The 8,306-nt window shown below is 69.7% G+C and carries 8 protein-coding genes; 7 read left to right on the forward strand and 1 reads right to left on the reverse strand.

What is annotated here, in order from left to right; all coding sequences use genetic code 11:
• Window positions 1-1,331 (reverse strand): gamma-aminobutyraldehyde dehydrogenase (locus STRIP9103_RS01105; protein WP_009294369.1); only part of this gene is annotated, 1,331 nt, incomplete at its 3' end.
• 165 nt (window positions 1,332-1,496) lie between these two features.
• On the opposite strand from STRIP9103_RS01105, the gene STRIP9103_RS01110 reads away from it, so the two are divergent.
• The 7 genes from STRIP9103_RS01110 (at window position 1,497) to STRIP9103_RS01140 (ending at window position 8,280) form a co-directional block, all read left to right on the forward strand.
• Window positions 1,497-2,033, forward strand: a complete 537-nt coding sequence (locus tag STRIP9103_RS01110; RefSeq protein WP_078613755.1) for an Lrp/AsnC family transcriptional regulator — start codon at window positions 1,497-1,499, stop codon at window positions 2,031-2,033.
• 2 nt (window positions 2,034-2,035) lie between these two features.
• Window positions 2,036-3,418 carry an aspartate aminotransferase family protein gene (locus tag STRIP9103_RS01115; RefSeq protein WP_009294350.1) on the forward strand — a complete coding sequence of 461 codons (1,383 nt, stop codon included), beginning with the start codon at window positions 2,036-2,038 and terminating at the stop codon, window positions 3,416-3,418.
• A 205-nt stretch (window positions 3,419-3,623) separates the two neighbouring features.
• Complete coding sequence (locus STRIP9103_RS01120; RefSeq protein WP_009294357.1) at window positions 3,624-4,385, forward strand: ABC transporter ATP-binding protein; 762 nt, start codon at window positions 3,624-3,626, stop codon at window positions 4,383-4,385.
• The gene (locus tag STRIP9103_RS01125; protein WP_009294361.1) at window positions 4,367-5,638 is read left to right on the forward strand and encodes a hypothetical protein; all 1,272 of its coding nucleotides are present in this window, start codon (window positions 4,367-4,369) and stop codon (window positions 5,636-5,638) included. Before STRIP9103_RS01120 ends, STRIP9103_RS01125 begins: the two co-directional genes overlap by 19 nt.
• Window positions 5,639-5,831: 193 nt before the next feature.
• Window positions 5,832-6,248: a VOC family protein gene (locus STRIP9103_RS01130; protein WP_009294354.1), complete on the forward strand. Its 417-nt coding sequence runs from the start codon at window positions 5,832-5,834 to the stop codon at window positions 6,246-6,248.
• A gap of 33 nt (window positions 6,249-6,281) precedes the next feature.
• Window positions 6,282-7,406: an LOG family protein gene (locus STRIP9103_RS01135; protein WP_009294352.1), complete on the forward strand. Its 1,125-nt coding sequence runs from the start codon at window positions 6,282-6,284 to the stop codon at window positions 7,404-7,406.
• A gap of 172 nt (window positions 7,407-7,578) precedes the next feature.
• Complete coding sequence (locus STRIP9103_RS01140; protein ID WP_009294355.1) at window positions 7,579-8,280, forward strand: LAETG motif-containing sortase-dependent surface protein; 702 nt, start codon at window positions 7,579-7,581, stop codon at window positions 8,278-8,280.
• Window positions 8,281-8,306: the final 26 nt, after the last annotated feature.

Genomic DNA, 8,306 nt, shown 5'->3' on the forward strand with positions numbered 1-8,306 from the left:
TCCGCGACCAGCGGGATGTGCGTGTTGATCCACACGCACCCGAAGTCCAGCGCCTTGGACATCCGCATCGCCCGCGCATGATCCTTCGTCCACACCGACGAAGCGAGCGCGTACTCCACCCCGTTCGCCCAGCCCACGGCCTGCGCCTCGTCCGCGAACGACTGGACGGTGATGACCGGGCCGAAGACCTCCTTCTGGATGATCTCGTCGTCCTGCTTCAGCCCCGACACCACGGTCGGCGCGTAGAAGTACCCCTTCTCACCGACCTGATGTCCACCCGCCTCGACCTTGGCATGCGCGGGCAGCCGCTCGATGAACCCGGAGACCTGCTTGAGCTGGTTGGGGTTGTTCAGCGGCCCGTACAGCACATCCTCGTCGTCCGGCTGCCCGGTCTTCGTCTCGGCCGCCGCCTTCGCGAGCGCGGCCACGAACTCGTCGTGGATCGCCTCGTGCACGAGCACACGCGTGGCCGCCGTACAGTCCTGCCCGGCATTGAAGAAGCCCGCCACCGAGATGTCCTCGACAGCCTTGGCGATGTCGGTGTCCTCGAACACCACGACCGGCGCCTTGCCACCCAGCTCCAGATGGACACGCTTGACATCCCTGGCCGCGGACTCGGCGACCTGCATACCCGCCCGCACCGAACCGGTGATGGACGCCATCGCCGGAACCGGATGCTCGACCATCATCCGCCCCGTCTCACGGTCACCGCAGATGACGTTGAAGACACCCTTCGGCAGGATCGCCCCCACGATCTCGGCGATCAGGACCGTCGACGCCGGAGTCGTGTCCGACGGCTTCAACACCACCGTGTTCCCCGCCGCGATCGCCGGCGCGAACTTCCACACCGCCATCATCATCGGGTAGTTCCACGGCGCCACCTGCGCACAGACACCCACCGGCTCACGGCGGACGATCGAGGTCATCCCCTCCATGTACTCACCGGCCGACCGCCCCTCCAGCATCCGCGCCGCACCCGCGAAGAAACGGATCTGGTCCACCATCGGCGGGATCTCCTCGGAACGGGTCAACCCGACCGGCTTGCCCGTGTTCTCCACCTCGGCCGCGATCAGATCCTCCGCGCGCTCCTCGAACGCGTCAGCGATCTTCAGCAGAGCCTTCTGCCGCTCGGCCGGCGTGGTGTCGCGCCAGCCGGGGAAAGCCTCGGCGGCAGCCGCCATCGCGGCGTCCACATCCGCCTGACCGGACAGCGGCGCCGCCGCGTAGGCCTCCCCGGTCGCGGGGTTGACCACCTCCGTGGTCCGTCCGTCGGCGGCATCCCGGAACTCGCCCCCGATGTAGTTGCGCAGACGACGCAGCTCGGTGCTCACTGCCGGCCCTCCCTGTGTGGGTGTCCAATACCTGAGACACCCACCCTAATCCGCTCACCCACGTTTTCAACAGCCCCGACACCCCGGTCACTGCGAAATCCGCAAGCTACGAGCCCGTAAACAACGAATTTCATCGATCTGCCCTTGCGGAACTGTCGAGACCTCGTGCACAGTGAGCTCGTGGCCAGTCGAAGCGCAGACCAGAGAGACTCCAGGGAACCCAGGAGGGAGTCCCGGGATCCCAGGAGCGGCACTCCTCAGTTGGACGCCGTCTCCCTCGCCATCGTCGAACAGCTCCAGGAGGACGGCCGCCGGCCGTACGCCGCGATCGGCAAGGCGGTCGGCCTCTCCGAGGCGGCCGTGCGCCAGCGCGTCCAGAAGCTGCTCGACCAGGGCGTGATGCAGATCGTCGCCGTCACCGACCCGCTCACCGTGGGCTTCCGGCGGCAGGCGATGCTCGGCATCAACGTCGAGGGGGACCTCGACCCCGTCGCGGACGCGCTCGCGGCCATGCAGGAGGTGGAGTACATCGTGATCACCGCGGGCTCGTTCGATCTGATGGTCGAGGTGGTCTGCGAGGACGACGACCACCTCCTGGAGGTGATCAACAAACGCATCCGGACCCTGCCCGGCGTGCGGTCCACCGAGAGCTTCGTCTACCTCAAGCTCAAGAAGCAGACCTACATGTGGGGAACCCGATAGCCGTGAGCACCGACATACCCAAGCCCGCCAAGGATCTCAGCCAGACCGCCTACGACCACCTGTGGATGCACTTCACCCGCATGTCGTCGTACGAGAACGCCCCGGTCCCCACCATCGTCCGGGGCGAGGGCACGTACATCTACGACGACAAGGGCAAGCGGTACCTCGACGGTCTCGCCGGTCTGTTCGTGGTCCAGGCCGGCCACGGCCGCACCGAGCTCGCGGAGACCGCGTTCAAGCAGGCGCAGGAGCTGGCCTTCTTCCCGGTGTGGTCCTACGCCCACCCGAAGGCCGTCGAGCTGGCGGAACGTATCGCCTCCTACGCGCCCGGCGATCTGAACAAGGTCTTCTTCACCACCGGTGGCGGCGAGGCGGTCGAGACCGCCTGGAAGCTTGCCAAGCAGTACTTCAAGCTCAAGGGCAAGCCGACCAAGTACAAGGTCATCTCGCGCGCGGTCGCCTACCACGGCACCCCGCAGGGCGCCCTGTCCATCACCGGCCTGCCCGCCCTGAAGGCCCCCTTCGAGCCACTGGTCCCGGGCGCGCACAAGGTGCCGAACACCAACATCTACCGCGCCCCGATCCACGGCGACGACCCGGAGGCCTTCGGCCGCTGGGCCGCCGACCAGATCGAGCAGCAGATCCTGTTCGAGGGCCCCGACACCGTGGCCGCGGTCTTCCTGGAGCCGGTGCAGAACGCCGGCGGCTGCTTCCCGCCGCCGCCGGGCTACTTCCGGCGGGTGCGCGAGATCTGCGACCAGTACGACGTGCTGCTCGTCTCCGACGAGGTCATCTGCGCCTTCGGCCGGCTCGGCACGATGTTCGCCTGCGACAAGTTCGGCTACGTCCCGGACATGATCACCTGCGCCAAGGGCATGACCTCGGGCTACTCCCCGATAGGCGCCTGCGTCGTCTCCGACCGTGTCGCCGAGCCCTTCTACCAGGGCGGCAACACCTTCCTGCACGGCTACACCTTCGGCGGCCACCCGGTCTCCGCGGCCGTCGCCCTCGCCAACCTCGACCTGTTCGAACGTGAGGGCCTCAACCAGCACGTCCTCGACAACGAGGCCGCGTTCCGCTCGACCCTGGAGAAGCTGTACGACCTGCCGATCGTCGGCGACGTCCGCGGCAACGGCTACTTCTACGGAATAGAGCTGGTCAAGGACAAGGTCACGAAGGAGTCGTTCGACGACGAGGAGACCGAGCGGATCCTCTACGGCTTCCTGTCGAAGAAGCTGTTCGAGAACGGCCTCTACTGCCGCGCCGACGACCGTGGCGACCCGGTCGTCCAGCTCGCCCCGCCGCTGATCTCCGATCAGTCGACCTTCGACGAGATCGAACAGATCCTGCGCGCGACCCTGACGGAGGCGTGGACGCTCCTCTGAGCGTCGCCTGTTCAAACGGCATCACCCGTTCAAACGGCCCGGAATGCACCCGTACGAGTGAGATGGATGCGTTCCGGGCCGTGTGCTGTCCGACCCCTGCCACCCTGCCTGCCTAGCGTGCCCTGTAACCGATCGGCCCTGCCTTCGTTCCCCCGGACGGGGGACTCCCCACGGCAATCCCTGATCCGAACCGAGGTGTACGCCCATGGTGGCCCCGCCGGACAACGACGTGCTCTGGGCACGTGGTCTGACCTATGCGCACGACGGCTCGCCCGCGCTGCAAAGCGTGTCGATGGGCGTCCAGGAAGGCGAGATCCTCGCCGTCACCGGCCCACGCGGCAGCGGCAAGACCACGCTTCTGCGGTGTCTGTCCGGACAACTGCGGCCCCAGCGGGGCGAGGTGTGGTTCAACAGCATTCCCGTGCACACGATGGGCCCGGTCGCCCGGGAGCGACTGCGCCGCGACCGGTTCGGCTGGATCGACCCGGAGCCGGTCCTCGTCCCCGAGCTGAACGCCTGGGAGAACACCGCTCTGCCGCTGATGCTGCGCGGCACCGGCCACCGGGCCGCCAAGCACGCCGCTCTGGAGTGGCTGGAGCGCCTCGACATCCGCGGCGCGGCCCGCAAGCGCCCACACGCCCTCCTCCAGTCCGAGCGCCAGCGCGTGGTCGTCGCCCGCGCGCTGGTCGCCGCCCCCACCGTGCTCTTCGCGGACGAGCCGACCGCCGCGCTGCACCGCGCCGAGCACGCCCATGTGCTGCGCACCCTCACCACGGCCGCCCGCTCGCACGACATCACCGTCGTCCTCGCCACCCACGACTCCGAGATCGCCTCCCTCGCCGACCGCACGGTGTCCCTGCTCGACGGGCGGTATGTGAGGACCGTCCATCTGCCCTTCGCCGCCAAGGGGGAGGGCCGGTCCGCCCCCGAGGGGGGAGGCCGGGCAGCGTGCTCGCTCTCCGTCTAGCCCGCCGGGCACACCCGATCGTCCAGCTGCGCCGTCTGCTGGTCGCCGCTGCCACGGGCGGCACCGGTTTCCTGCTGCTCTGCGCTCTCGGGCACGCCCTGTCGCACCCCTCCGCCCCGACCGGCTCGGCGCTCCGCCTGGCCTGGTGCCTCGCGCCGGCCGCCGCCACCGTGTACTTCGCGGTGGCGGTCGCCCGCACCGACCCCGGCACCCGCCCACGCCCCGGCCTCTCCGCCATCGGCCTCGGCCCGGTCCGTCTCATGGCCATCTCGGCGGTGACGACGGCCCTGTCCACCGTCCTCGGCTCCCTCCTCGCCCTGCTGTTCTTCCTTCATCTGCGCGGCGACCTGACGGGCATGCCGTTCGACGGCGCCGCCGCCGACGTACTCGCCGCCGGACAGCCCCTGCCCCTGCCGGCCGCCCTGACCCTGCTCTCCGTGGTGCCGGTCGTCGCCTCCGTCACGACCGCGCTGGTCCTGCGGCCGAAGGACACCCGCCACCGGTCCGCCGGCCCCCGGGCGCGCTTCATGGCGTTCGACACCTTCGACATCCACAGGCGGGCCATGTCACCCGCGGGTGCGACACGGTACGAGGAGGACGAGCCCGTCGAGGAACCGGCGCCCCCCGCCGCCCCGCCGGCCCCGCGCCCCGCCCCCGGCGGCCTCCCCTGGGGCATCGCCGTGCTGGCCATGGGTCTCGCCGTCGAGGCGTACACCGGGCGGTCCGGCTCCGGCTCCGGTCTCGCCCTCCCCGGCGGCCTCGTCGACAGCCCCATCGGCGTGGTCGGCGGCTGGCTGCTGACCGCGCTGGGCCTGGTCCTCACCGGGCCCGGGCTCACCCATCTCACCGGGCAGCTCCTCCAGGCCGTACGGCCGGGCGCGCTGCGGCTGCTCGCGGGGCGGGTGCTCCAGGAGGAGGCCCGGCGCATCGGGCGTCCGCTCGGGGTGGTGTGTGCCGTGGCCTCGGGGGCGTACGCCTTGGTGGCGTTGTCCTCCGGCGCGCGTCCCGCGGTCGGCCCCCTCACCCTGCTGGGCGCGCTGGTGGTAATCGGCTGCACCGTCCTCACCCTCGCCACGGCCGCCGTCGAGGCCCGGCGGGCGCACGCCGAGACCACCGCCGCGCTGTTGCGGCTGGGGGCGCCCAGCACCCTGCCCCGCCAGGCCGCACTGCTCCGCGCGGGCGCCCTGCTCGCCGTGTTCGGCCCGCTGACCTGGACGGTCGCCCAGTTGGCGGCGCTCCCGTTGGGCGCCTGAAGGCCGTCCTTCAGCCCCGTTCCGAGGGCGCCGCGAAATTCGTACGAAAAAAATCCGCGAGCGGCGATGAGTTCCGTGACCGCCCCGGGTCTACACCTCCGAACGGACCGAAACCGACAACGGACCGAAACCCACGACGGACCGAACCCACGACGGTCCGATGACTACGGATGACTACGGGAGAGACCTCGCCATGAGCAAGCCCTACCAGCAGATGATCTTCCTGAACCTGCCCGTGAACGACCTCGACGCCTCGAAGAAGTTCTTCACGGAGCTCGGGTACTCGATCAACCCGCAATTCAGCGACGAGAACGCCGCCTCCGTCGTGATCAGCGACACCATCGTCGCGATGCTGCTGACCAAGCCGTTCTACGCGACCTTCACCGAGAAGGAGATCGCGGACGCCTCGAAGACCAGCGAGGTGCTGATCTGTCTGAGCGCCGAGAGCCGCGAGAAGGTGGACGAGCTGGTCGACAAGGCCGTCGCCGCCGGCGGCACCGCGTCGGACAAGGTCCAGGACATGGACTTCATGTACGGCCGCGCCTTCGACGACCTCGACGGCCACACCTGGGAGGTCGTATGGATGAACCCGGCCGCGATCGAGGGCTGAACACCCGCCGCACAAGCCGCCTAGCATGGGCGGGTGCAGACGATGCCCGCCCATGCGGCCCACCACGGCGACCATGAGATCGAGACGCTGGAGGAGTTCGACGCGACCATAGCGGCGCGTGGCACGCTCGCCGGATTCCGTGTCCAGGCCGTCGATCTGACGGACCGTACGCGCGAACTGCTCAGCACCGACACGGCGGGCACCGTCTTCCTCGGCTGCCCCATGCGCGAGCAGGCGGCGGCGAAGGTCCGTGTCGACGGCGCCCTGGTCTTCCCGCCGGTCCCCGGTCTGCCCTTCGATCCGTACCGCGGCCTGGTCTACTCGCCCGACGAGCTCTTCGCGTCCCTGGCGGACGGCGGCTACGAGGCGACGCCGGACGCCCGCTCGTACGCCTGGTTCCAGCGCACCAAGGCCGACCGCGACGTCTTCGCCTCGATGCTGCGCGCCGTCCACGACGACTCGGTCTCGGACGCGCTCGACGAACTCCTCTCCGGCGCCCGGGTGGTGGGCGTGATGGGCGGCCACGCGATGGCGCGCGGCACGGAGGCGTACGCCGGTGCGGCACGCCTCGGCCGTGAGCTGGCGCGCGCCGGTCTCACCGTCGCCACCGGCGGCGGCCCGGGCGCGATGGAGGCGGCCAACCTGGGCGCGTACGCGGCCCCGTACGACGACGAGATGCTCGCGGACTCCCTCCGACTCCTCGCCAAGGCGCCGAAGTTCACCCCCTCGATCACCGAATGGGCGAGCGCCGCCTTCGAGGTCCGCACCCGCTGGCCCAAGGGCGGCGCCTCCATCGGCATCCCGACCTGGTTCTACGGCCATGAGCCGCCGAACCCGTTCGCCTCCCACATCGCCAAGTACTTCGCCAACGCCACTCGCGAGGACGGCCTCCTCGCCCGCTCGAACACCGGTGTCATCTTCCTGCCGGGCGCCGCCGGAACCGTCCAGGAGATCTTCGACAACGCGACCCCCAACTACTACGAGTCCCGGGGCGAACCGACCCCCATGGTCCTGGTGAACCGAGCCCACTGGACGGAGAAGCTCCCGACCTGGCCCCTCCTCCAGTCCCTGGCCCGGGGCCGCTCGATGGAGGCCCGGATCGCCCTGGTGGACCGGATCGAGGAGGCACCGAAGGCCTTGGAGCGGCTGGGGAGCTGAGGGCTGCGCGGCTGGGGAACCGATCAGCGGGCAAAGCCAACTGCTCGGACAGGTCTTCGGATTGACAGTACTTATCCCGCGCTTATAAACCTGTGAGGCACATGGGGAAGCCGCTGCTCCGGCGGCACGCCTCCGTCACCCCTGACCCATGTGCCTCTCTTGAAGGGCAAACGTGTCCATAACCCCCCATATCACACGTACGGCGCGTTGCCTCGGCATCGCCTCCGCGTCCGCCGCACTCGTGCTGGGCCTCGCGGGCAATGCCATGGCCTGCAGCATCAAGGACTTCTCCGCCGTGGCCGAGTGCGACGGCGACAAGGGCGTCATTCGCGTCACCGACGTCGACCCGCTGGGCATCACGGCAGAAGTCAGCGTCTATCTGGAGAACAAGGGGGCCGACCTGCGCATGGTCGGCTCCAAGAACATCGAGAACTCCACCGCCGAGGGTGTCACCATCACCTTCGAGGAGGACTGGGAGCCGGGCGCCCAGTACCGCATCCATGTCAAGGCGGCCGGGTACGTCGACGAGGACCTGCCGATCCTGACCGCGCCCGCCACGGCCTGCGCGAAGGCGAAGACCCCGCCCGCGGCCACGAAGAGCCCGGGGAAGCCCGCGTCGCAGGACAAGGACGAGGACGGGGGCAAGGAGCCGTCCAAGGCCAAGAACTCCCCCACCCCGTCGGCCTCCGAGGGCACCGTGCCCGCCGGCTCGGACGGCAACAACGCCCCCTCCCCCGAGGGCGACTCCAACCTCGCCGAGACCGGTGCCGACTCAGGCACCGGCCCGATCGCCGCGATCGCGGCGGCCCTGGTCTTCCTCGGCGCCGGTGCCGTCCACTACAGCATGCGGCGACGCGGGGCCTCTACCCGCTGATCCACCGCGCAGGGCTCGTACGGCTG

The sequence above is a fragment of the Streptomyces ipomoeae 91-03 genome, from assembly GCF_000317595.1.
Taxonomy (GTDB): Bacteria; Actinomycetota; Actinomycetes; order Streptomycetales; family Streptomycetaceae; genus Streptomyces; species Streptomyces ipomoeae.

Coding starts and splice junctions, on each gene's coding strand:
- STRIP9103_RS01130 (WP_009294354.1), top strand. CDS start 5,832: ATGAGCAAGCCCTACCAGCAGATGATCTTCCTGAACCTGCCCGTGAAC.
- STRIP9103_RS01120 (WP_009294357.1), top strand. CDS start 3,624: ATGGTGGCCCCGCCGGACAACGACGTGCTCTGGGCACGTGGTCTGACC.